Genomic DNA, 23271 nt, shown 5'->3' with positions numbered 1-23271 from the left:
TCAGGAAGCACGCGTTATCGTTGACGTTTTTCGCGAGCAAGCTCGCTCCTACAGGAGGCAATGTTTTCAGAACCGAATCAGACCCTGAACTGATCCATCAACTTCATCTGCTGGCTGGCCAGCGCATTGAGCTGGCTGCTGATCGCCGCCGACTCGGTGGCCTGACCCGTGAGGGTTTCAGTCACGGTGCGAATCGCCGAGACGTTGCGGTTGACCTCTTCGGCCACCGCGCTCTGCTGTTCGGCAGCGCTGGCGATTTGCAGGTTCATGTCGCTGATCACCGTGACCGCGTCGCTGATCTTGCCCAGGGCTTGCACGGCTTGATGGATCTGCCCGGCATTGCTCTGCGCCTGGTGTTGGCTGGAGTGCATGGTCGCCACTACGCCACGGGTGCCGCTCTGGATACGCTCGATCACCAGGCGGATTTCTTCTACCGAGTCCTGGGTGCGCTTGGCCAGGTTGCGCACTTCGTCGGCCACCACCGCAAAACCACGCCCGCTTTCCCCGGCGCGTGCCGCTTCAATCGCGGCGTTCAATGCCAGCAGGTTGGTCTGTTCGGCAATGCTGCGGATCACCTCCAACACTGAACCGATTTGCTCGCTGTTGACCGCCAGGGCTTCGACTTCGCCCACGGCTTTGCTGACTTCGTCGGCCAGAGTGGTGATATCGCGGGTGCTCTGCTCGATGATCGACATGCCTTCGCGTGCCGACTGGTCGGCGCCGCGTGCCGCGCTGGCGGCATTGGAGGCGCTGTTGGCCACGTCGTGGGCGGTGGCGCTCATTTCGTTCGACGCGGTGGCGACCTGGTCGATTTCACGGAACTGCACCTGCATGCCTTCGCTGGTCTGGCGCGCAATGGCGGACGATTGATCGGCCGTTCCACGGGCTTCGGTGATGCTTTGCTTGATCTGCGCAATGGTCGGCTGCAGCTTGTCGAGGAAACGATTGAACCAGTTCACCAGCTCGCCCAATTCGTCCTTCTTGGCGTAGGCCAGGCGCTGGGTGAGGTCGCCGTCACCGCTGGCGATGTCCTTGAGCATGGCGGCCACGCTATTGATAGGGCGGGTCACGCCAGTAGCGGTCAGCCAGATCAGCAGCAAGCCCAGCAGGCCGGCGGCGGCGGCCACCAGCAGGGCTTTGAGCGTGCCCGTTGCCTGGGCCTCGTCGAGTACGGCTTGGAGTTTTTCGTTGTCGGCCAGCATCACCGCTTTGGGCAGCTTGATCACCACACCCCAGGATTTGGCACCGGCAATCGGCTTGAGCGGATATACGGCACGAATGGTGTCGTCCTGCTCACGGATAACAGGACGGTCATTGGCCAGCAGTTGCACGATCTCCTTGCCTTCGGCGCCGATGCTGTCGATCAGGTTCTTGCCGACTTTGGCCGGTTCACCGCTGTAGGCGGCGATCAGGCCGGTGCTGGACAGAATCTCCAGGTGGGCGGCACCGTTGAACAGGTCTTTTTGCGCCGCATCGGTGGTCGCTTGCAGGGCGGTCAGGGCAATGTCCACACCGACGACGCCGATGACTTTGCCGTCGACGATCAGCGGAAGAGAAATGGTGGTCATCAGTACCGGTTTGCCGGCCACTGTGTCTTCGTACGGGTCCAGCAGGCAAGTGCTGCGCGTGTCCCGTGGGCAGGTGTACCAGATGTTGTAGGGCGTACCGCTAAGGTTGAGGGTGGTCTTGGTCAGGTCATCTTCGACCATGATGGTGTTCTGGCCTTCGCCGCCAGCCCGGCTCCAGTAGCTGGAAAACCGACCTTTTTCATTGGAAACGCGCGCCTTGTCGTCGATGAATTCGCTGTCCTTGCCATCCAGCCCGTTGGGTTCGAACGACAACCAGATGCCTAGCACCTTGGTGTTGCGCTCGAACGCGGTTTTGACGCTGCGGTTGAGTTCTTCACGCAGGGCACCGGCTTCCAGGGAACGCTGGGTGCCCAACTGACGCAGGTCTTTGATCTGGTCGGCAAGGGCGGTGATTACCAGCAGGTTTTCGCCGAAGGTCTGCTGTAAGTGGCCGGCCTGTTCGGCCGCTTTGGATTGCAGCAATTGCTCCACGCTGGCGGTGAGCATTCGTGAGCTTGAATCACTGACCAACCGATCGTTCTGGTTGGTGTTGTAGATATTGATGCCGACCACCAGTGCAATCACACCCAGCAGACACAGGCCGGACAGCAACACGATTTTCAAGCGGATGGAGAGGGTGTCGAACATAGGTTCACTCACGAATGGACTTGTTGGAATGCACGCAAACGCGCCAAGTCCCTTCGGCGTCATGCCTGAAACATCGGCGTCACAAATCAATTCATGAGGAAGAGGCGATGAGCGGTAGGAAAACGCCTACAGGCCGCCTTAGACGGGACGTGCCAGCTGTTCGGGGCGGGACCAGATCCACAGGTTGCCCAGGCTCATCCCGGCAATCGCCAGGTATACCGGCCAGCCGTGATCGAGCATCACCAGCATCAACGCGGCACACAGCAACATGCTCACCGTGGCGCTGACCTTGGCGCGACGGGCGATGATCTTGCCATTGCGCCAGTTGGACAGGATCGGCCCGAACAGGCGGTGGTTTTCCAGCCAGGCGCTGAGGCGCGGCGAGCTTTTGGTGGCGGCCCAGGCGGCGAGCAGGATGAATTCGGTGGTGGGCAACCCCGGTATGACAATCGCCACCAAGCCGATGCCCAGGCTCACGTAGGCCAGCAGGCCGAAGAGGATTTGGGCGATTTTGGAGGAGGATTGGGGTTTGCCGGTCATGCTGCAGTTTTCTGGTGGGAGGGTTTACACATTGTCAGCGATGAAACGCACTCAAATGTGGGAGCTGGCTTGCCTGCGATAGCGGTGCATCAGGTTAAACATCTGGAGCTGACCCGCCGCCATCGCAGGCAAGCCAGCTCCCACCTTGAACCGCCGTGTACCGGAACACTTACGCCAGTTCTGGGGCGCTAGCGTACGCCTGTTCCAGCAGCACGGTGAAGCGCACAAACGCATCAATCGCGCCTTTTTCCACCGCAGCTTCCTCCTCGGCGCTGAATGCCAGGCCGTCGAGGGTGCGGGTGAAGCTCTTCCAGCCCTCGGCGCGACCGCCGGCCGGCTCGCCCAAGTGGCGCGCACCGAAGGTTTCACTCAGGCCCAGGCCCACGGCGCGCTTGATCAGGAACGCAGCACCCAGCTTGGAACCTTCGGAGACGAACAGCCAGCCCAGGGCTTCGGCTTTGCTGGGGTTGTTCACCGCGCCGGCAACCGGGGCCGGGATTTCGGTGTCCAGGTCTGCCAGGTCGAGCTTGGCCGCTTCGGCGCGGCAGCGGGCGGCCAGGTCAGGGATGATCTGGTTCAGCTCGGCATCGTTGTACAGGGCTACCAGTTCCGATTGGAACAGGTATTGGGCCACGACGAAGCGGGCGAAGTTGGCCTGGGTTTCGAACGGCGCGTGAGCCTTCACCAATGCGTCGAGCTTGGTGTGCGGCTCGTTGGTGATTTGGTTCAGGCGTTGGGAGCGCAGGCTTGGGCGTTCTGCGGTGGAAGAAGCGGTCATGAAAAAAGTCCTTGAGAAGAGAAGCGCCTGGGTGCCCTTAAAGAGAGCTGTTATCAACTAGACGAACAAGAAGACGCGGCACAGTAAAAAATCCTCACCTCGCCGCAGATGCATGGGCGGCGAGGTGGGGCGCATGGGTCAGATGTCCCAGATCACGTTGATCGCGAAGTTGCGACCGGGCTGGGTCAGGCGGTCGAGGTTAGCCGGGCCGGTGACACCGGCTTCGCCGACGCTGTCGTAGCTGCGCACGTCATCCCAGTTCCAGTACTTCTTGTCGGTGAGGTTGTAGAGGCCACCGTTGACGGTCACGTCTTTGCTCACCTTGTAGTAAGCGGTCAGGTCGAGGATGCCGAAGCCCGGGGTCTTGAACGGGCCGTCGGTGCCGCCGTCGGGCGCGTGGAAGGTCGTGCTGTCGACGCGGTTCTGTTTTTTCACCAAGGTCCAGCTCAGCAGGCCACCGTAAGTGTCCTGGTCGTAGCCCAGGCCAAACACGCCCTTGAGCGGGTTGACGCTGTTCAACGGCTCGCCATTGTCGTCATTGCGACCGTGGGCGTAGGCAACCGAGCCCTGGGTATACAGGCCCTTCGGCGCGCCGAAGGTATCCAGGTTCAGGCGGCCCTTGGCTTCCACGCCCTTGATGGTGGCGCGCTTGATGTTGACCGCCTGGAACTGCTCCACGGTGCCGCCGACCACGGCGTTGTCTTCGTCGATAAAGTCACGGTACTTGTTGTAGTACACCGCAATATCGAAGGAGCCTTCGTCGAATTTGCCGCGAATCCCGGTTTCGATGCCTTTGCTGGTTTCTGGCTTGAGGTCGGGGTTGGGTTCGACGGTGTAGCCCAGGTTCAGGTTTTCGAAGCGACCGTACAGGGCCTTGGCGGACGGCGTGCGGAAGCCCTCGGCGTACTGGCCGAACCAGGTGTAGTTGTCGGTCAGGGCATAGGTGAGGCCGAACTTGGGTGTTACGCGGTTCCAGGTCTTGTCTTTGCCATCGACGGCATAGGCACCGGTCGGGTTGACGGTGTTGAGGAACTCTTGGGTCAGCTTGGGCTTGAGCCGGGTGTAGTCATAACGCACGGCGGGCAGGAAGGTCCATTTGTCCCAAGTGATCTGGTCCTGGGCGAACAGCGAGTAGGTGTTGATGGTCGGGTCGGGGAAGTCGCTGGCCTTCTTCACGCTGTCGCCGGCTGATGGGCTTGGCCCGCCAATGGCGGTGCAGCCGGCGCCAATGGCCAGGCACGAGGCCGAGCCTTCGCGGGAACCGGTGACTTTCTGCTGCTTGAGGGTGGTGCCGTAGGTCACCTGGTGCTCGGTTTCACCCAGGCTGAAAGCCTTGTCTAACTGAGCGTCGAAGACCCACTGTTTTTCTTCGTAAAGCGTGTCGCGGGTGCGCAGCACGCGACGGCCGGCCTGGTAGATTTCCGCCGTGGTCTGGTCGGTCTTGGCGATCTGGTAGTTGAGGCTGGTCTTGATGCGGTCGGCAATCGGCGACTCCAGGGCGAAGGTGTTTTCCAGGCCGAAGCGCTCGCGGGTGATGGTGTCGTTACCGCGACGGTCGCGGTACAGGTTCATGCCCCGGCCACCGATGAACGGGCCGCCCACTGCGTTTTTCAGATTGACGTCGCGATCATCCTTGAACTTCTCATAGGTCAGGCCCAGGCGGTTGTCATCGCCATAGTTCCAGCCCAGCTTGGCCAGCACGTTGGTGGTGCGCGCATCTTCCGGGTTGGCGCCGGTACGGGCCAGGCCGGTGGCGTTGTTGCCATCGTAGGACTCGGTTTCATGGCCATTGCGCTGGCTCAGGTGCAGCAAACCGTCGAAGTCCTGCACACGCCCGGCGAAGGTGCCGGAGGTCAGCCAGCTCTCGTCGGCGGAGCTGTAGCCGGTCTTCAGGCGGGCGCCGACGTCCTGGCCTGGCTTGATGATGTCGTCCGGGTCGAGGGTGAAATAACTCACCGCGCCGCCGATGGCGCTGCTGCCATACAGGGCCGAGGCCGGGCCGCGCAGGATCTCCACGCGCTTGACGATTTCGGGGTCGACGTAATTGCGGCGGGTCTTGGCGTAGGGGCCGTTGAAGAAATTGTCGGGCACTTCGACGCCATCCACCTGAGTGAGCACGCGGTCGCCATCGATGCCTCGAATGTTGTAGCCCGCGTTACCCGAGCGGCTACCAGCGCCGCCGACGGAGACGCCGGGTTCGTAGCGCACCAGTTCACGGATGTTGTTGACGTTCTGGCGGTCCAGTTCCTGGCGGTCGTGCACGCTGACGGTGCTCGGTACGCTGTTCACATCCTGTTCGTTACGGGTGGCGCTGATGGTCACCTGTTGCAGGGCGAGGGCGCTGCCGGCGCTACGTTTTTCCAGCACGATGTTGTTGGTGCCCAGTTTGCGATAGCTCAGGTTGGTCCCCACCAACAGCCGCTCCAGGGCTTTTTCCGCTGGTAGCGGGCCACGCACGCCCGGGGACGAAACGCCCTGGCCCAGTTCGGCCGGCAGGCCGACTTGCCAGCCGGTCACTGCGGTGAAGGCGTTAAGCGCCGACACCAGTGGCTGCTGTTCAATGCTGAAGGTGTAATTGGCGTGGCTGCGAGCGGCAGGTTCGGCGGCGCTGGCGCTCATGACGGGCGCGCCAGCCAGCAGGATCGCGGCGGTCAGCAAGGACAAAACGGGCGAAGCAGACCGGCGGTTGAAACGAGAGGACATCGAGAGCGCTCCGGGAGACGAATCTTATAGTTGCGAACCGAACCAAATAGGAATCAGTTGCATTGGCTATAACGAGACGTATCGCCGGTTAACATCGAGTAAAAATAATTCTCATTTAGTTCAGGATCACCAGCGCCGGGTACTCCGACAGCTTGGCCGAGGTGATGTGAGCCAGGGAGCGCACCACGTCCAGGGGTTGGTCCAGGCGGTAGTTGCCGGTGACGGCGACGCTGGCCAACTGCTCGTTGTTGTTGACGATCCAGCCGGGGTAATAGCGGCGCAGCTCAGCCAGCACTTCGCTCAGCGGGCAGTTTTCGAACACCAGACGGCCCTGGACCCAGGCCAGGTCTTTGCTGGCATCGAGCTTGGCCGGTTGGCCGAAACCCTTGGGGCCGATGCGGATGCTTTCACCGGCGCTCAGGCGCACACGGGCATCGTCGAAAGTATTGCTCAGGTCGACATCGCCGCGCTGCACTTGAACCTGGGCTTCGCCATTGAGGTAGCGCACGGCAAAGGCGGTATCACGCACGCTGGCGCGCACCGGGCCGGCGTCGATCTCCAGGGGCAGGCCACGGGAGGGCGCTATTTCGAAGAACGCTTCGCCCTGGTACAGGCGGGCAATGCGCTGGTGGTCCTTGATGGTGCTGGAAAATGCCGAGTTGGTGTTCAGCAGCACCTTGGAGCCATCATCCAGCTGCAGGCGCTGGCGCTCGCCCACCACCGTCAGATGGTCGGCCTGCAAACGCACCGGCAGGTTGCTGAAACTGAACAAGCCGACCAGTAACACGGCGGCGGTGGCCAGGGGTTTCCAGTGCGGTTTGATCCGGCGCCAGCCGCTGGGCTTGCGCGGTGCGGCGAGGGCCACGGCGGCGCTGTGCACCGGTGCGTCACCCCAGGCGGCCTGGGCCTTGCTGAAAGCGTGGACATGCGCCGGGTCCTGGGCCAGCCAGGCGTCGAACGCGGCCTGCTGCCCAGGTTGCGGGCACTGCAAGGCGATCAGCCAATCGAGGGCTTGGTCCATGGCCGCGTCTTGCAACACCTCATGAGCCAACGCATGGGGGCGCAGTTTATTCGGGTCCGTCACGGTGTTCCTCGGGTCTTCGCCACGTTCTATTCATTTTTCCTACAGCTTGGATCGACACCTCTGTCGGGTGAAGCTTAAGGCTGATCCAGCCGTTCGGCCACACCCACACAGATAGCCATGATCAATTTGAGTTCCTTTTGCACTGTGCTCAAGGACACACCCAACTGATCGGCAATCTCCTGATAGCTGCAACCGTGCAAGCGGCTGAGGATGAAAATCCGCTGCTGGCGGGCGCTCAACTGGCCGAGGCTGACACTCAAGTGCTCCAGCAGTTGCTCGGCCTGGGTGGCTTCCTCCGGCGTGCTAGCGGGCGCTGCGACACTTTGCAGGACATCCAGCGGGACATCCTCCTGCAGGGTGCGCGCCTGAATTCTGCGCGAGCGCAAGTGATCCAGCGCCAAGTTGCGGGCTGTCTGGTAGACAAAAGGTTCAAGGTGGTCGATTGGCCGCTCGCTCAGGGCCCGAGTCACGCGCAGGTAGGTTTCCTGCAACAGGTCCTCGGCAGTGCTGTGGTTGTGCACCATGCGTTGCAGGGTTCGTAGCAGGATCACCCGTTGGGTGAGGAAGACGTGGTTGAAGCGAGATTGGCTCACAGTGATACCAGACCGATTTGCAGTGAATGATAATGCTTATCATCAACTGAAATGGCAAGTGGCTATTTCTGTGGATTGCCGCTCGTTCCCATGCTCTGCGTGGGAACACATCCTGTGACGCTCCGCGTCACAACGGAGCGTCCAGGGTGGCATTCCCACGCAGAGCGTGGGAACGATCTGGTCGATCCTGTGGAGTTACTCGGCGTTACACAACGCCAGGCAGTTATCCAGCATACGGTTGGAGAAGCCCCACTCGTTGTCATACCACGCGAGCACTTTGAGCAATTTGCCGCTGACCTTGGTGTGATTAGCGTCGAAGATCGACGACAGCGGGTTATGGTTGAAGTCGCTGGAAACCAACGGCAGGGTGTTGTAGCCGAGGATCTTCGAATGCTGGCTGGCGTGTTTGAGCAGGGCGTTGACTTCATCGGCCGTGGCTTCTTTCTTCAACTGCACGGTGAGGTCCACCAGCGACACGTTGATCACCGGTACACGCACCGCCATGCCGGTCAGCTTGCCTGCCAGTTCCGGCAGCACCAGGCCCACCGCTTCAGCGGCGCCGGTCTTGCTCGGGATCATGTTCTGGGTGGCCGAACGCGCGCGGTACGGGTCGGTGTGGTAGACGTCGGTGAGGTTCTGGTCGTTGGTGTAGGCGTGAATGGTGGTCATCAGGCCGCTTTCGATACCCAGCTCGCGGTGCAGCACCTGGGCCACCGGCGCCAGGCAGTTGGTGGTGCACGATGCGTTGGAAATGATCTGGTGGGATTGACGCAAAATGTCATGGTTTACGCCGTAAACCACAGTGGCGTCAGCGCCTTTGGCCGGGGCCGAAATGATCACCTTGCGCGCGCCAGCGCTAATATGCGCGGCAGCCTTGTCACGGTCGGTGAACAGACCGGTGCATTCGAACACCACGTCGATCTTGTGCGCAGCCCACGGCAGGTCGGCGGGGTTGCGAATGGCACTCACGGCAATCCGGTCACCATTGACGGTCAGGCTTTCCTGATCGTGGGCGACCTCTGCGTCGAAAGTGCCGTGTACGGTGTCGTACTTGAGCAGGTGGGCATTGATCGAGCTGTCGCCCAAATCGTTGATGGCGACGATCTGCAGATCCTGGCGATAGCCTTGGGTATACAGTGCGCGCAGGACATTACGGCCGATACGGCCAAAACCATTGATTGCGATTCGAAGAGTCATCGGAAAGTGCCTGTCGTCGATTTGTTGTAAGAATTACAAGATTATTCGCATAAAAATAGAAAACAAGCCTTTTTAGTGGCAATATTTTGTTCAATCTACAACGAGTGACCTGAATCAACTGGTCCGATGATCCAAACGACCCCCTGCCATCCCATGAGCCGTGGGCGTTTGATCAGCATAGACTCTCAGGTCGCCACATCCGTTAGCCTGGAGTTCTATACATGCATCCCCGCGTTCTTGAGGTCACCGAACGGCTTATCGCCCGCAGCCGCGCCACCCGCGAGGCTTACCTTGCGCTCATTCGCGGCGCAGCCAGCGACGGTCCGATGCGCGGCAAGCTGCAGTGCGCCAACTTCGCCCACGGCGTGGCCGGTTGCGGCACCGAAGACAAAAACAGCCTGCGCATGATGAATGCCGCCAACGTGGCAATTGTTTCTTCTTATAACGACATGCTCTCGGCGCATCAGCCCTACGAGCATTTCCCCGAACAAATCAAAAAGGCCCTGCGCGAAGTCGGCTCGGTCGGCCAGTTCGCCGGCGGCACCCCGGCCATGTGCGACGGCGTGACCCAGGGCGAGCCGGGCATGGAGCTGAGCCTGCTCAGCCGTGAAGTCATCGCCATGTCTACGGCGGTAGCGCTGTCCCACAACATGTTCGACGCCGCGCTGATGCTGGGCATCTGCGACAAGATTGTCCCTGGCCTGATGATGGGTGCGCTGCGCTACGGCCACCTGCCGATGATCTTCGTGCCGGGCGGGCCGATGCCGTCGGGTATCTCCAACAAGCAGAAGGCTGATGTGCGTCAGCGCTACGCCGAAGGCAAGGCCAGCCGCGAAGAACTGCTGGAATCGGAGATGAAGTCCTACCACAGCCCCGGCACCTGCACGTTCTACGGCACCGCCAACACCAACCAGTTGCTGATGGAAGTCATGGGCCTGCACTTGCCCGGCGCTTCGTTCGTCAACCCGTACACGCCACTGCGCGATGCGTTGACCCGCGAAGCCGCGCACCAGGTCACGCGCTTGACCAAGGCCAATGGCAACTTCACGCCCATTGGCGAGATTGTCGACGAGAAGTCCATCGTCAACTCTATCGTTGCGCTCAACGCCACCGGCGGCTCCACCAACCACACCCTGCACATGCCGGCCATCGCCATGTCGGCAGGCATCATCCTGACCTGGCAGGACATGGCCGACCTCTCCGAGGTGGTACCAACCCTGTCCCACGTGTATCCAAACGGCAAGGCTGACATCAACCACTTCCAGGCGGCGGGCGGTATGTCGTTCCTGATCCGCGAACTGCTGGAAGCCGGCCTGCTCCACGAAGACGTCAACACCGTGGCCGGCAAGGGCTTGAGCCGCTATATCCAGGAACCTTTCCTGGTGGATGGCGAACTGGTCTGGCGTGACGGCCCGATCGAAAGCCTCGACGAAACCATCCTGCGCCCGGTGGCCCGTGCGTTCTCGCCGGAAGGCGGCTTGCGCGTGATGGAAGGCAACCTCGGCCGTGGCGTGATGAAGGTTTCGGCGGTAGCCCCGGAGCATCAGGTTGTCGAAGCGCCGGCGGTGGTGTTCCAGGACCAGCAGGACCTCGCCGATGCCTTCAAGGCCGGCTTGTTGGAAAAAGACTTCGTCGCGGTGATGCGCTTCCAGGGGCCGCGCTCCAATGGTATGCCCGAATTGCACAAGATGACCCCGTTCCTGGGCGTGTTGCAGGACCGTGGTTTCAAAGTGGCGCTGGTGACAGACGGGCGAATGTCCGGCGCGTCGGGTAAGATCCCTGCCGCGATCCACGTCAATCCCGAAGCCCAGAGCGGCGGGCCGCTGGCGCGGGTCCAGGATGGCGATATCATCCGTGTGGATGGCGTTACCGGCACCCTGGAGCTTAAGGTGGACGCCGAAGTATTTGCAGCGCGCACGCCTGCCACGGGCCTGTTGGGCAATAACGTGGGGGCCGGTCGCGAGCTGTTTGCATTCATGCGCTTGGCCGCAAGCTCCGCAGAGCAGGGCGCCAGCGCCTTTACCTCTGCCTTGGAGACGCTTAAGTGAAGCTTGCGCTGGTCGGTGACATCGGGGGGACTAACGCCCGTTTTGCGTTATGGCGGGATCAGGAACTGCATTCGATCCGCGTGCATGCCACGGCGGATCACGGCAGCCCTGAAGAGGCGATCAAGCTCTACCTCAAAGAAGAAGGCCTGCAAATCGGTGACATCGGTGCGGTGTGCCTGTCGGTGGCCGGGCCGGTGAGCGGCGATGAATTCAAGTTCACCAACAACCACTGGCGCCTGAGCAAAACCGCGTTTTGTCAGGCCCTGCAGGTGGATGAGCTGTTGCTGGTCAACGATTTCTCGGCTATGGCCTTGGGCATGACCCGGCTCAAGCCCGACGAATTTCGCGTGGTCTGCGAAGGCACGCCAGAGCCCTTGCGCCCGGCCGTGGTGATCGGCCCGGGCACCGGTCTTGGCGTCGGCACCTTGCTGGACCTCGGCGCAGGCCGCTGGGCAGCATTGCCGGGGGAGGGTGGGCATGTCGACCTGCCCCTGAGCAGCCCACGGGAAACCCAGCTGTGGCAACACATCTACAGCGAGATCGGGCACGTCAGCGCCGAAACCGCGTTGAGCGGCGGCGGCTTGCCGCGGCTGTACCGGGCTATTTGTGCGGTGGATGGGCATGAGCCTGTGCTGGACACCCCCGAAGCCATCACGGCGGCGGGCCTGGCCGGCGATCCGGTGGCCATGGAAGTATTGGACCAGTTCAGCATCTGGCTGGGCCGGGTGGCGGGCAATAACGTATTGACCACCGGTGGGCGCGGTGGCGTGTATATCGTGGGCGGGGTGATACCGAGGTTTGCCGACTTCTTTATCACCAGTGGTTTCGCTAAAAGCTTTGCGGATAAAGGCTGCATGAGCGACTACTTCAAGGGTATTCCAGTGTGGCTGGTGACGGCGCCGTATTCCGGCTTGACCGGGGCGGGTGTGGCGCTTGAGCAAGCTTTTGCATAGGTCATAATGGCGCCATCGCAGGCAAGCCAGCTCCCACAGTCTGGAATGCATTCCAAGTGTGGGAGCTGGCTTGCCTGCGATGACGGCCTAAAGGGCACCCGATGATTTAAGCCAGGCCATAACAACAAGGAGGCCCCCGTGAGCGTAATCAGTAAATCCATTCTCCTCGTCGACGACGACCAGGAAATCCGCGAATTGCTGCAAACCTACCTCAGTCGCGCCGGCTTCCAGGTCCGTGGCGTGTCCGATGGCGCGGGGTTCCGTCAGGCGATGAACGAGGCGCCGTGCGACCTGGTCATCCTTGATGTCATGTTGCCGGACGAAGACGGCTTCAGCCTGTGCCGCTGGATCCGCCAGCACCCGCGCCAGGCGCAGGTGCCGATCATCATGCTCACCGCCAGTTCCGACGAAGCCGACCGCGTGATCGGCCTGGAGCTGGGCGCCGATGACTATATCGGCAAGCCGTTCAGCCCCCGCGAGTTGCAGGCGCGTATCAAGGCACTGCTGCGCCGCTGCCAATTCGGCCAGGAGCGCAGCAGCGGCGGTGATGTGTGGGTGTTCGATGAATGGCGCCTGGATATGATCAGCCACCGCTTGTTTCATGTGGATGGTGAAGAGGTAATTCTCTCCGGTGCCGATTTCGCCTTGCTCAAGTTGTTTCTCGACCACCCGCAACAGATCCTCGACCGCGACACCATCGGCAACGCCACCCGTGGCCGCGACCTCATGCCCTTGGACCGTATCGTCGACATGGCCGTCAGCCGCTTGCGCCAGCGCCTGCGCGACACCGAGAAACCTCCGCGGCTGATCCGCACCGTGCGTGGCAGCGGCTATCAACTGGCAGCCAGCGTGGTTGCCGGCAATGCCCACTGAACCGCTGAACGAACGTCGCCGCCGCTTCCCGGTACCCCGCTCGCTGCTGGGGCGCATGTTACTCCTGACCTTGCTGGCGGTGCTGTTCGCCCAAGCGCTGTCCAGCGTGATCTGGGTGTCGCAACTGCGCGCCACCCAGCTTGAGGGCCTGGTCACCAGCGCCCGCAGCCTGGCGCATTCAATGACCGCCAGCGTGAGTTACTTCCGGTCGCTGCCGGTGGCCTATCGCCCGTTGGTGCTGGACCAATTGCGCAGCATGGGCGGCACGCGTTTTGTGGTGACCCTCAATGATCGCCCGCTGGACATGCAAATACTGCCCGAAACCCCGCGCAAGCAAGCGGTACTGGTGGCGGTGGATGAAGTGCTGCGCCAGACCCTGGGTGCCGACGTGCACATCTCGGTTGAGTTCGTCAGCGCCGAAGACCTGCGCATCTTCAATGCTGGCCTGAAGCTCGACGAACTGCCACGTTCCTGGGCCCATTACGCGCTGACCCTGGAACCGGTGAACCCGCCGGTGCTGGTCACCCAGATCCAACTGGCGCCCGGTGAATGGCTGTACATCGCCTCGCTGTTGCCCGAGCCCTACACCAGCCTGGAAGAGCAAGGCCTGCCGTCCCAGCAGGTGTGGTTTATCGTGCTCACCAGCGGTTTTCTGCTGCTGTTCATCGGCCTGCTGGTGCACTGGCAAAGCCGGCCGCTCAAGCGCCTGGCGCGAGCGGCGCGGGACATGTCCCTGGGCGCCGATGTGGAGCCGGTGGCGGAAGGCGGCGGTAGTGAAGTGGTGGAAGTGGGCCGTGCATTCAATGCCATGCGTGAACGTATCAGCCGTTACCTGACCGAGCGCAGCCAGTTGTTCAGCGCGATTTCCCATGACCTGCGCACACCCATCACCCGCCTGCGCCTGCGCGTGGAATTGCTGGAAGACGAGAACCTGCAAAACAAATTCGGCCGTGACCTGGATGAGCTGGAATTGCTGGTCAAGGGCGCGCTGCAATGTGTGAAAGACACCGACATCCACGAAAACATCCAGCCGGTGGACCTCAACCACGTCCTCGAATGCCTGGTGGAGCCGTACCTGGCACCCCATGGCAATGGCCGAGTGACCCTCGATGGCACGGCGCTGTCAGCCTACCCAGGCAAGCCGCTGGCGCTCAAGCGTTGCATCGGCAACCTGATCGACAACGCGCTCAAGTACGGGCAGAACGCGCATTTGCATATCGAGGACGATGGCGTGCAGTTCATCCTGCATGTGGACGACGAAGGGCCTGGTGTGCCGCAGCAGCGACTGGAGCAAGTGTTTGAACCGCACTTTCGCCTGGCCGGCCAGCAGCAGGGTTACGGGTTGGGGTTGGGGATTGCGCGCAACATTGCCCACAGCCATGGGGGCGAAGTGAGTTTGCAGAACCTGCGCGAAGGCGGCCTGCGTGTCACCCTGCAACTCCCCCGCGGATTAGACTGAATATACGCAGGACTACTGTGGGAGCTGGCTTGCCTGCGATAGCAGTGGTTCAGTTGACTCATCAGTGACTGACACACCGCCATCGCAGGCAAGCCAGCTCCCACATTTTACTCCGCGTACATCAGATGCTTTGACGCAACCGGGCCAGGTCGCGCAGCGGCGGCGCACCAAACAACCGGCTGTACTCCCGGCTGAACTGCGACGGGCTTTCATACCCCACCCGATACCCCGCCGCCGAAGCCTCCAGCCCTTCGGCGATCATCAGCCGCCGCGCTTCCTGCAAGCGCAGTTGCTTCTGGTATTGCAGCGGGCTCATAGCGGTGATCGCTTTGAACCGGTGGTGCAAGGTCGAGACGCTCAGGTTCACTTCCTTGGCCAGGTCGTCGATACGCAGCGGCTGTTCGTAGTTGCCATTCAACCAGGTGATTGCCTGGCTCACCCGATGGCTCTGGCTGTTAGCCACAGCAATTTCATACAGGCGATAACCCTGCGGGCCACGCAGCAAACGGTAGAGGATTTCACGGTTGATCAGCGGCGCGAGCATCGCGATGTCTTTAGGCGTGTCCAGCAAGCGGGTCAGGCGCAGCACCGCATCGAGCAGTGCGTGATCGATGCGGTCGACGTACATGCCTCGCGAGGTCGGGCGTGAGGGCACGCCCATTGGCCCGGCCTCTGCGATGAGCGCGGTGAGCTGCGCCGGGTCGATGTTGATGCGCACCGAGAGGTTCGGGTCCTCGGCGGTGGCGTCAATGATGCGGCCGGCCACCGGCATTGCCACCGAGAACACCAGGTAGTTGAGCGGGTCGTAGGCAAAGATCTCGTCGGCCAGGCGCACTTCCTTGCTGCCACTGGCGAGGATGCACAGCGCGGGTTCCACCAGCACCGGCATGAAATCCCGGGGCGCATTGTGGCGGTTCAGGTACAGCGAGGTAATCGCCGTGCCGTAGGAGCCGTCCTCCCAGGTATGGCGGTGCACGATACTGGCGAGCTCGGCGCGTTGTTTCTCCATCTCGGCATCGAGGGGAACGGGCTTGGATTCGGGCGACGGCATGGGGCGTCCTCTACACGCGGCTTTGATGGGCTCAGCTTAGCGGCGGCTTTTCAGAAAGTGTTACGTCGATTCTGCAGGATCCTTGCCTGATCCTGCGAGATAGCGTGAATCAGGCAAGTGCGCAGCCTGTCATCAGCCTGAAACATGAGGCCTGGGCCTGGAATAAATCCTGGGGCCGAACGTCCTCCCTACGCTTCTCGCAGGATTGTGCAAGAAGCCTGCAGGAATCGACTAACCGCGCCCACGCCCGCGCCGTTATCTTTGATCCTGTGGCAACACGCCCTCATTGTGCTTGCCGAGCATCACTTCTCAACGGGAGAGTCGAACATGTCCACCCCCATTCCCGCGAGCCATATGGCCTTTATCCGCGCCCGTAGCGGGTGCAGCACCGAACTCGGTGCACGCTTGAGCAGTTTGATCGAACCAGGTCGCCAGGCCCAGGGTTGCCTGCAATTCTCGTTGCAGCACTCCCAGGTCGACCCCGATGTGTGGCTGGTGTCCGGGTTCTGGAGCAGCGAGCAGGCCATGAGCGCCTACTTCAACTCTCCGGCCCTGATGATCTTCACCGAGCTGCTGAACGACATGGTCGTGCGTAGCATGGACTTCCAGACCTTCACCGACGCATCGGCGGCACAGGCCTACGGCGAGTACCTGCAACTGGCCGGTTAACGGTTAGAATGGCCGACTTTCCATTGGCCAGGACCTGCAACATGGCACGTAAACAATTTGCCCACCACGAAGCCGTTTCCGCCGTAGTACCGGGCGAAGGTGGCTACAGCGCCGCCGTCGCCGTCAAGGCACTGGATGGCATGGGCGCACCCAAGTTTCACAAGATCCTTGATGGGCAGACGTTCAAGACGGCTTCGGATGCCGATGATGCGGCGACGCTGCAACTTGAGCATCTGGTCGATGTGGATGCAGAAGGCCAACTGACCTGGGCGACTGCTGAACGCTGAGGCAGCACACCTAACCAATGTGGGAGCTGGCTTGCCTGCGATAGCGGTGTATCAGTCACTCTTGGGTTAACTGACCCACCGCTATTATCGCAGGCAAGCCAGCTCCCACAGTTTTGATTGCATTGCAGTCAGGGTTTTGTCGCGCCTGGGCGGTACATCTTGAACAGTGCTTGCGGCCCCAGCTGGAAATAATCCGCCGGGCCACCCCCGCGCAAAATCGGCTCGGCGGCAGCAGTGTCGTAGATCCCATCCTTGAGCAACCATTTGGCGATGTGCACCGCAACCACCTCGCCCAGCACCAGCCAGCTTGGCACCAACTGTTGGTCGGCACGTTGCAGTTGGATGATCTGCGTCACCTTGCACTCGAACGACACCGGGCTCTCGCCCACCCGTGGTACGCCAACGATTTTCGAAGCCACCGGCGTCAGCCCGGAGAGTTCGAATTCATTCACCTCGGGCGATACGGCCGCGCAGCTCTGGTTCATCTGCTCGGCCAGCGGGCGGGTGGCCAGGTTCCAGACGAATTCTCCAGTCTGTTCGATATTGTTCAGGCTGTCTTTACGCCCGACACTGGAAAACCCAATGATCGGCGGAATGTAGTTGAACGCATTGAAGAAGCTGTAGGGCGCCAGGTTCAGGCGGCCTTCGCGATCGTGCGAGGAGATCCAGCCAATCGGGCGTGGGCCGACGATGGCATTGAACGGGTCATGGGGCAGGCCGTGGCCGTTGGCGGGTTCGTAATAGTGGATGTCGTCAGGCATGGCCGGGGTTCCTGCTACGCGGTTTGGGAGGCGGTCATAGTGCAATTCATGGCGGTGAATTTCCATCGTACCGATGGATTTTTCATACATCGCCCACCTATTTTTCACAGCTTTCCCTTCAGTCTGCGCCCAAGGTCAATACCCCCTATAAGACTGAGCCTTGGAGCTATCTACTGCATGAACAAACTTCCTCAGATTACCCTGGCGTTCTGGGTCATGAAAATCTGCGCAACCACCTTGGGCGAAACCGCCGGGGACTTGCTGTCGATGACCTTGAACGTTGGCTACGCCATCAGCTCCATGATCCTCATCAGCGTGTTCCTGGTGACCCTGGTGACGCAACTCTGGTCGAAAACCTACAACCCGGTGCTGTACTGGATCGTGATTTTGTCTACCAGTACTGCGGGTACCACGATGTCCGACTTCATGGACCGCACGCTGGGGCTGGGCTACGCCACCGGGTCGATGATCCTGATCGTGATCCTGATGATCATCTTTGCATTGTGGCACCTCAGTGGTGACTCGCTGAACGTGAACAAGGTGCAGACCTTCCGAGGAGAGCTGTTTTACTGGATGGCGATCCTGTTCTCCAACACCTTGGGCACCGCATTGGGCGATTTCCTCGCGGACGATTCGGGGCTGGGCTTCGCCGGTGGCGCATTGTTGATCGGCTCGACCATCGCCGCGGTGGTGGTACTCAAGTACTTCACCCGCATCTCGTCGGTACTGTTGTTCTGGGTGGCGTTTGTACTGACACGGCCGTTTGGCGCGACCTTGGGGGATTTTCTGACCAAACCCCATGAAAAAGGCGGCTTGGATTTCGGCACCATCGGTTCATCCGCGGTATTGGCTGCGGTGCTGGTGGTGATGATTGCTGGCGCGTCGTATGCGCAGCGGCGCTATGGGCGCAATGAGGCCGCAGAGTTGTCCTAAGACTAAATGTGGGAGCGGGCTTGCTCGCGAAGGCGGTGGGTCAGTTGATACAACTTTGACTGATCCTCCGCTATCGCGGGCAAGCCCGCTCCCACATTTTTTAGTCGGTGGTGATGCGCGAGTGTTTACGCGTGTCCTTCATGGTCACGTAAACCATCAACGACACCGCGATACACGCGGTCACGTACCAGTAGTAGCCAGTTTCCATACCGATGCTCTTGAACCACAGCGCGATGTATTCAGCGGTACCGCCGAAGATCGACACGGTCAAGGCATACGGCAGGCCCACGCCCAGGGCGCGGATTTCGGTCGGGAACAGCTCGGCCTTCACCACGGCGTTGATCGAGGTGTAGCCGCTGACGATGATCAGCGCCGCCATGATCAGGAAGAACGCGCCCCACCAACTCTGGATGGTGTGCAGGGTGGTGAGGATTGGCACGGTGAACAGGGTGCCAAGCACGCCGAAGGCGATCAGGATCGGGCGGCGGCCGACTTTATCCGACAGCCCGCCGATGATCGGTTGCAGGCACATGAACAGAAACAGCGTCGCCGCCGAGATGGTGGTGGAGTCGGAGATGCTCATGCCGACCGTGTTCACCAGGTATTTCTGCATGTAGGTGGTGTAGGTGTAGAACGCCAGGGTGCCGCCCATGGTCAGGCCGACCACGGTCATCAGTTCCTTGGGGTGGCGCATCAAGGTGCGCATGGCGCTTTCCTTGGCTTTTTCTTTCTTGGTGAACGACTCGGTTTCTTCCATGCCACGACGCAGGTACAGCGCGACCACTGCACACAAGGCACCGATGGCGAACGGGATACGCCAGCCCCAGGCGTACAACTGCTCGGTGGTGAGCACCTGTTGCAGCACGATCAGCACCGCCAGCGCGATGAGCTGGCCAGAGATCAGGGTCACGTACTGGAAGCTGGAGTAGAAGCCGCGACGTTCCTTGGTGGCCATCTCACTCAGGTAAGTGGCAGAGGTGCCGTATTCGCCGCCGACCGACAGGCCCTGCAGCAGGCGGGCAAACACCAGCAGGATCGGCGCACCGATACCAATGACTTCATAGCCTGGGCTCAGGGCAATCAGCAGCGAGCCGAAGCACATCAGGTACACCGAGGCCATCAAGGCTTTTTTACGCCCGACTTTGTCGGCGTACAGGCCCATCAGCCAGCCACCGATCGGGCGCATCAGGAAGCCCACGGCGAAAATCGCGGCGGTGTTGAGCAGTTGGGCAGTGGTGTCGCCCTTGGGGAAGAAGGCTTTGGCAAAATACAGCGAGAAGGCGGCGTAGACGTACCAGTCGTACCATTCGACCATGTTGCCGACTGATCCGCTGAAAATCGATTTGATGCGGCTGGAGGTGGTGCGCTCCTGCGCTTTTGCGGCCGTCGATCCCAGAGGCACGGTGTTGGAGTTATCCATTGAAGGATCCTTCATCTAGTTGTTTTTATGGAGCGGCGCGTGCGCAGCCTGTTGGGGCTATAGCAGGAGCTGTGCCAGGTAGAGGAAGGCCCGGAATAGAAGGGTTGCGGGATTTTTTTGAGCGGAAAGTCGCTGATGGTTTTGGGGTAATGAGCGGAAATCCGCTTATGGCTGCCGACGCCATCGCAGGCAAGCCAGCTCCCACACCTGCTGTGTTCACAGACCAAAATGTGGGAGCGGGCTTGCCCGCGATGGCGATCCAAAGGTCGCTACACAAACATCTCCCTTACCAACCCATGCCGCTGCATCTTCTCATTGAAGGTACGGCGCGGCAGTTGCAGCTCGGCCAGCACCGCCTTGATATCACCCTTGTGACGCGTCAAAGCGGCCTTCAGGCAGTGTGCCTCGAACGCCTCCTGCTGCGCCGCCAACGATTGCCCGGCTTCGATCCCTTGCGGTTCCGGCTCGTCCAGCCCCAACACCTGACGCTCGGCGACGTTGGCCAGTTCGCGCACATTGCCCGGCCAGTCATGGCTGAGCAGGCGCCCCAGCTGTGGCCCACTCAAGGGCTCGACCTGGCGGCCCAGACGCTCGGCGGCGCTTTGCGCAAAATGCTCGTACAACAGCGGAATATCTTCGCGACGTTCACGCAATGGCGGCAGGCGCAGTTGCGCGACGTTGAGCCGATAGGCCAGGTCTTCGCGAAAACGCCCGGCACGGGCCTCTTCCAGCAGGTCGGGCTTGGTGGCGGCGATGATGCGCAGGTCCACCTGGATACTCTGGTTGGAGCCCAGCCGCTCCAGCTTCTGCTCTTGCAACACACGCAGCAATTTCACTTGTTGGGCCAGGGGCATGCTTTCGATTTCATCCAGGAACAAGGTGCCGCCGTGGGCATATTCCAGCTTGCCGATACGTTTGCCCTGGGCGCCGGTGAAGGCGCCGCTTTCATGCCCGAACAGCTCCGCTTCGAACAACTGCTCGGGGATCGCCGCGCAATTGAGGGCCACGAAGGGCTTCTTGGCGCGTGGGCCGAAGTCATGCAGGCAGCGGGCGACCAGCTCCTTACCGCTGCCGGTCTCGCCACGAATCAGCACATTGACCGGCAAACTCGCCAGGTCCAGCACTTGGCGGCGCAAACTTTGCAGTCCCTTGGACACGCCCAGCAGGCTGGACTCCAACTGCGCACGATGATCGGCCTGTTGATGCAGGCGGCGGTTTTCCAGGATCAGGCCGCGCTTGTCCAGCGCCCGGCGCAGGCTGTTGAGCAAGGCGTCGGGGCTGAAGGGTTTTTCCAGGAAGTCGTAAGCCCCGTCGCGCATGGCTTCGACGGCCATTGGCACGTCGCCATGGCCGGTGAGCAAAATCACTGGCAGGTCGGCATCGCGACGCTGTACCTCGGCCAACAACTCAAGGCCGCTGAGCCCGGGCATGCGCACGTCGCTCAGAATCACCCCGGCAAAGTCCTTGGGCAGTTGCGCCAGGCACTCTTCGGCGCGGCTGAACAACTGCACGTCAAACCCCGACAGGCTCAGCCATTGCTCGACGGCCGTGCGAATACTGGCTTCGTCATCGACCACAATCACAGCGTTCAACATAGGTCTGGCGTCTCCAGGGCGATAGGCAGGGTCAAGGTGAAAATCGCGCCATCGCCACGGTTGGCGGCACTCAGGCGTCCGCCCAGTTCATGCACGATAGCGTAGGACACCGCGAGTCCCAAGCCGAGTCCGTCGCCCACCGGTTTGGTGGTGAAAAACGGGTCGAACACACTGCCCAAGTGTTCTTCTGCAATCCCGCCGCCGCTGTCGCAGACGCTCAACTGCCACAGCTGCTGATCGGCGTGCAGGCGGATTTCCAGGCGCTTGCGCGGTTTGTCGGCCATGGCGTCCAGAGCGTTGCGCAACAGGTTGATCAGCACCTGTTCGAGGCGGATCGCGTCGCCACGTACCCAGGCCGGGCGGGTGAGGTCCAGCACCACACCGATGGCTTCGTCACGCAGGCGTGCGTCGAGCAGGTGCAAGGATTGGTCGACCACCGTCGCCAGGTCCAGCTTTTCGCGCAGGCCACTGGGACTCTTGCGCGCGAACGTCTTGAGGTGGCCGGTGAGCGCGGCCATGCGCGTGAGCATGTCATCCAGCGGTGTGAGGGCCTTGTAGGCATCGTCCACGCGACCATGGTCGAGCAGCAGCCGCAACGTCGCCAGTTGCATGCGCTGGGCGGTCAGTGGCTGGTTGATTTCATGGGCGAGGGCGGCTGACATCTGCCCCAGTGCCGCCAGCTTAGCCGACTGCACCAGACCATCCTGGGCGGTGCGCAACGCCTGGGTGCGTTCTTGGACCAATTGCTCCAGTTCTTCACGGCTGCGCTGGCGCAAGCGGGCCAGGCGCCAGCGCTGGCTGAGGAACAGCACCAAGAACACCAGTGCCAGCCACGAACCCGCAGCGGCAAGGCCCGCGTTGCGTTGGTCTTCAAAGGCAAACTGGGGTTTGCGCAACAGGTGCAGGGTCCAGCCTTCGCGCTTGAGCGCCAGCGACTCCCAGATGTAATTGGCGTTGCCGTCGGGGCCGTTGACGCGGATCAAGTGGCTGTTTTCGTCAAAGCGTTGCAGGGGCTGGGTGTCCAGTGGCTGCAGTTGCTTTTTGTCGTATTGGCGGGTGGCCTTGAGTTCGGCCAGGTCATTTTCGGACAACGGCCGCAGGTTGCGATAACGCCAGCCCGGCTGGTTGGCGATAAACACGATGCCCCGAGCATCGCTGACCAACAGCAGATCATTGCCCTGGGCCCATTCGCGTTCCAGCTCGGGGAACTCCAGCTTGACCACCATGGCGCCGAGGAACTGCTCGTGCTCATCCACGACCGCACTGGACAGGAAGTAACCCGGAATACCCGTGGTAACGCCCACTGCATAAAAGCGCCCGGTGCCTTGGCTCAGGGTCTGGCTGAAATACGGCCTGAACGCGTAATTGTGGCCGACATAACTGCTGGGCAGGTTCCAGTTGCTGGCGGCCACGGCCAGGCCGGTGCGGTCCATCAGTTCCAGGGTCGAAGACTGCGCAGCGCCGTTGATACGCTCCAGCTTGCGGTTGAGCCGGTCTTGCGTAGCGGCGTCCAGCGGGCCCTTCAAGGCGCTGATCATCTCCGAATCCAGCGCCAGCACGGCGGGCAGGGCGCGGTAGCGTTCGATCAGGGTGTGCAGCGAGTTGGCATACAGCGCGAGCTGCTGATTGGCACGGACGGCGTCGTCCACCAAGGCCTGGCGTTCGGCATGGCGCGTGGCCAAGGCGGCGGCCAGCACCGCACCGGCGATGATCAACAGGGAATAGAAGGTCAGGCGCAGGGGGCGAGGGATCACGATCATACGATGATGAACAGGCACGGTAAGGGGCGAGCACCATAGCATGGGCGGCACATATCTTGTGGCCAAGGCGCTTGTGTGGGAGCTGGCTTGCCTGCGATGACGGCCTGCCAGCCGACGGCTATCTACCTGACACCCCACGATTCCAATGTGCGGGCTTGCTCGCGAAGGCGGCCTGACAGTCAACACAGTTGGATTGTGTACATATCCATTCTTTTGGTAACGGCTACTTAGGGTTCCGCCCTGACGGCGGGTCACTTTGGAGAAGAGCCGGAATGCCGGCCCTGCCCAAAGTAACCAAAGGGCTCTTGCCCCACCACTCGGCACCTCGCTTAGGCTCGGTGTGCCCGTAAT

General features: G+C 61.3%; 19 protein-coding genes. 7 read left to right on the top strand and 12 right to left on the bottom strand.

What is annotated here, in order from left to right; translation table 11 throughout:
- Positions 1–77: 77 nt before the first annotated feature.
- From E1K68_RS22225 to gap, 7 genes are all read right to left on the bottom strand, one after another.
- Positions 78–2216, bottom strand: a complete 2139-nt coding sequence (locus tag E1K68_RS22225) for a methyl-accepting chemotaxis protein (protein ID WP_094775298.1) — start codon at positions 2214–2216, stop codon at positions 78–80.
- A gap of 138 nt (positions 2217–2354) precedes the next feature.
- Positions 2355–2756, bottom strand: a complete 402-nt coding sequence (locus tag E1K68_RS22220; protein ID WP_003193926.1) for a YbaN family protein — start codon at positions 2754–2756, stop codon at positions 2355–2357.
- 169 nt (positions 2757–2925) lie between these two features.
- Complete coding sequence (locus E1K68_RS22215) at positions 2926–3534, bottom strand: biliverdin-producing heme oxygenase (RefSeq protein WP_003193925.1); 609 nt, start codon at positions 3532–3534, stop codon at positions 2926–2928.
- A gap of 138 nt (positions 3535–3672) precedes the next feature.
- Positions 3673–6237 (bottom strand): TonB-dependent receptor, encoded by a 2565-nt coding sequence (locus E1K68_RS22210; protein WP_212614661.1) that lies wholly within the window; start codon positions 6235–6237, stop codon positions 3673–3675.
- A gap of 115 nt (positions 6238–6352) precedes the next feature.
- Positions 6353–7321: a FecR domain-containing protein gene (locus tag E1K68_RS22205; protein ID WP_034134546.1), complete on the bottom strand. Its 969-nt coding sequence runs from the start codon at positions 7319–7321 to the stop codon at positions 6353–6355.
- A gap of 74 nt (positions 7322–7395) precedes the next feature.
- A complete protein-coding gene (locus tag E1K68_RS22200; RefSeq protein WP_003193922.1) occupies positions 7396–7914 on the bottom strand; it encodes a sigma-70 family RNA polymerase sigma factor in 519 nt (172 codons plus the stop codon).
- Positions 7915–8109: 195 nt separating this feature from the next.
- Positions 8110–9111, bottom strand: coding sequence for a type I glyceraldehyde-3-phosphate dehydrogenase (gene gap / locus E1K68_RS22195; protein ID WP_003193921.1), 1002 nt, complete (start codon positions 9109–9111; stop codon positions 8110–8112).
- Between the two features lie 221 nt (positions 9112–9332).
- Here gap and edd point away from each other — a divergent pair, with 221 nt between their 5' ends.
- The 4 genes from edd (at position 9333) to E1K68_RS22175 (ending at position 14444) form a co-directional block, all read left to right on the top strand.
- Complete coding sequence (gene edd, locus E1K68_RS22190; protein ID WP_014719752.1) at positions 9333–11159, top strand: phosphogluconate dehydratase; 1827 nt, start codon at positions 9333–9335, stop codon at positions 11157–11159.
- Positions 11156–12112 carry a glucokinase gene (locus E1K68_RS22185; RefSeq protein WP_034134547.1) on the top strand — a complete coding sequence of 319 codons (957 nt, stop codon included), beginning with the start codon at positions 11156–11158 and terminating at the stop codon, positions 12110–12112. Before edd ends, E1K68_RS22185 begins: the two co-directional genes overlap by 4 nt.
- Positions 12113–12250: 138 nt before the next feature.
- The gene (locus E1K68_RS22180; protein WP_003193918.1) at positions 12251–12985 is read left to right on the top strand and encodes a response regulator transcription factor; all 735 of its coding nucleotides are present in this window, start codon (positions 12251–12253) and stop codon (positions 12983–12985) included.
- Complete coding sequence (locus E1K68_RS22175) at positions 12975–14444, top strand: ATP-binding protein (RefSeq protein ID WP_003193917.1); 1470 nt, start codon at positions 12975–12977, stop codon at positions 14442–14444. The genes E1K68_RS22180 and E1K68_RS22175 overlap by 11 nt, the downstream gene beginning before the upstream one ends.
- A gap of 121 nt (positions 14445–14565) precedes the next feature.
- On the opposite strand, the gene E1K68_RS22170 is transcribed toward E1K68_RS22175, so the two are convergent.
- Positions 14566–15495: an AraC family transcriptional regulator gene (locus E1K68_RS22170; RefSeq protein WP_003193916.1), complete on the bottom strand. Its 930-nt coding sequence runs from the start codon at positions 15493–15495 to the stop codon at positions 14566–14568.
- A gap of 327 nt (positions 15496–15822) precedes the next feature.
- Between E1K68_RS22170 and E1K68_RS22165 the strand changes: the two genes are divergently transcribed.
- The gene (locus E1K68_RS22165; protein ID WP_003193915.1) at positions 15823–16164 is read left to right on the top strand and encodes an antibiotic biosynthesis monooxygenase family protein; all 342 of its coding nucleotides are present in this window, start codon (positions 15823–15825) and stop codon (positions 16162–16164) included.
- A gap of 41 nt (positions 16165–16205) precedes the next feature.
- Complete coding sequence (locus E1K68_RS22160; RefSeq protein WP_003193914.1) at positions 16206–16451, top strand: hypothetical protein; 246 nt, start codon at positions 16206–16208, stop codon at positions 16449–16451.
- A gap of 128 nt (positions 16452–16579) precedes the next feature.
- Here the strand turns inward: E1K68_RS22160 and E1K68_RS22155 are convergent, their stop codons facing one another.
- Entirely contained in the window at positions 16580–17212 is a 633-nt protein-coding gene (locus E1K68_RS22155) for a flavin reductase family protein (RefSeq protein WP_003193913.1), read from the bottom strand.
- A gap of 177 nt (positions 17213–17389) precedes the next feature.
- On the opposite strand from E1K68_RS22155, the gene E1K68_RS22150 reads away from it, so the two are divergent.
- Positions 17390–18145 (top strand): hypothetical protein, encoded by a 756-nt coding sequence (locus E1K68_RS22150; RefSeq protein ID WP_019817341.1) that lies wholly within the window; start codon positions 17390–17392, stop codon positions 18143–18145.
- Between the two features lie 100 nt (positions 18146–18245).
- Here the strand turns inward: E1K68_RS22150 and E1K68_RS22145 are convergent, their stop codons facing one another.
- From E1K68_RS22145 to E1K68_RS22135, 3 genes are all read right to left on the bottom strand, one after another.
- On the bottom strand, positions 18246–19565 hold the full coding sequence (locus E1K68_RS22145; protein WP_003193911.1) for an MFS transporter: 1320 nt from the start codon (positions 19563–19565) through the stop codon (positions 18246–18248).
- Positions 19566–19834: 269 nt separating this feature from the next.
- Positions 19835–21160, bottom strand: a complete 1326-nt coding sequence (locus E1K68_RS22140) for a sigma-54 dependent transcriptional regulator (protein ID WP_003193910.1) — start codon at positions 21158–21160, stop codon at positions 19835–19837.
- Entirely contained in the window at positions 21154–22920 is a 1767-nt protein-coding gene (locus tag E1K68_RS22135) for an ATP-binding protein (RefSeq protein ID WP_212614660.1), read from the bottom strand. Before E1K68_RS22135 ends, E1K68_RS22140 begins: the two co-directional genes overlap by 7 nt.
- Positions 22921–23271 lie beyond the last annotated feature (351 nt).

This window comes from Pseudomonas sp. B2021 (assembly GCF_018135665.1).
Taxonomy (GTDB): Bacteria; Pseudomonadota; Gammaproteobacteria; order Pseudomonadales; family Pseudomonadaceae; genus Aquipseudomonas; species Aquipseudomonas lactis.
This window is presented reverse-complemented; position numbering and strand designations above follow the sequence as displayed.